Annotated in this window: 1 protein-coding gene; it reads left to right on the top strand. The window is 73.9% G+C overall.

What is annotated here, in order from left to right; translation table 11 throughout:
* Positions 1-46 precede the first annotated feature (46 nt).
* A partial coding sequence (locus tag K7854_RS37150; protein ID WP_226030970.1) for a SpnB-like Rossmann fold domain-containing protein occupies positions 47-1473 on the top strand: 1427 nt, incomplete at its 3' end.

The raw sequence follows: 1473 nt of genomic DNA, 5'->3' as shown, positions 1-1473 counted from the left end.
GGTGGTGGACTGGGCGGCGTTCTACGCGGGTACCGGAGCGCGGCGGGTGGACCTGCCCACCTACGCCTTCCAGCACGAGCGGTACTGGATCAACGCCGTCGCGGACGGCGCCGATGTCACCGCGATCGGGCAGCTGGCGACCGGGCATCCGCTGCTCGGGGCGGCCGTGTCGCTGGCGGGATCGGACGGTGTCGTGCTCACCGGTCGTCTGTCGGCGGCCGCCCAGCCGTGGCTGGCCGACCACCAGGTCCTCGGCTCCGTGCTGTTCCCCGGTGCCGGTTTCGTCGACCTCGCGCTGCACGCCGCCGGGCAGGTCGACTGCGACATCCTGGAGGAGCTGACCCTCCAGGCACCGCTCGTCCTGGCGGCGGACGCCGTGGTTCATCTGCAGGTCGCCGTGGAGGCTCCGGAGGAGGGCGGACGGCGTCGCGTCACCGTGCACTCCCGCGAGGCCGATGGCCACCCGTGGACCCTGCACGCCGAGGGCGTTCTCGTGCCTGGCGCGGTGTCCGAGGTCCAGGCCATGGAGACCTGGCCCCCGACGGGCGCCGAGCCGATCGACTGCGACGCCTTCTACGCCGGTCGCGAGTACGGTCCCGCCTTCCAGGGGCTGACGGCGGCCTGGCGCAAGGGCGACACCCTGTACGCCGAGGTCGCCCTGCCCGACGGGGTCGAACCGGCCGGGTTCGAGTTGCACCCGGCGCTGCTCGACGCGGCGCTGCACGCGGGGCTCCTCGGCGACGGCGAGGAGACGGTGATCCCGTTCGCCTGGACCGGCGTGGGGCTGCACGCGAGCGGTGCCACCCGGCTGCGCGTGGTCCTGGAGCGCTCCGACGAGGGCGGTACGGCCTTGACGATGGCCGACGGGACCGGCCGTCCCGTCCTGTCGGTCGGCTCCCTTCTCGGCCGCCCCGTGACCGCCGACCAGCTCAGCACGCCGGCGGCCGCCCACGACGGGCTGTTCCGGGTGGAGTGGCGGCCCGTCGGAGAACGGGGCATCGAGCCGCTCACCGAGCCGCTCACCGAGTCGCCGGAGATCGTCGTACTCGACGTGCCCGCCGGTGACGACGCCCCGTCGGTGCTGGCGCGGGTACTCGAACGCCTGCGGGACTTCCTCGCCGACGAGTCCGGGACCAAGCTGCTGGTGACCACGCACGGTGCGGTCGCCCTGCCCGGCGACTCGACCGACGTCGACCTCGCGGGTGCCGCCGTCTGGGGTCTGCTGCGGTCGGCCCAGTGGGAGCATCCCGGCCGACTCCTGCTCGCCGACGTCGACGCCGTCCCGGACCCCGAGCGCGTACTTGGCGCGGGAGAGGGGCAGGTCGTCGTGCGCGACGGAGCGGTGTACGTGCCGAGGCTGGCCAGGATCCCGGTCGCCCAGGAGCCGGGTGGTGCCGCCTCCGCGTCGGCGTCCTCGCACTTCTCCGACTCTGGCACGGTGTTGGTGACGGGTGGGACGGGTGCGTTGGGTGT

The sequence above is a fragment of the Streptomyces hyderabadensis genome (assembly GCF_020404845.1).
GTDB lineage: Bacteria > Actinomycetota > Actinomycetes > Streptomycetales > Streptomycetaceae > Streptomyces > Streptomyces hyderabadensis.
The sequence above is the reverse complement of the archived record's forward strand: the minus strand, read 5'-3'. Positions and strand labels throughout refer to the sequence as shown.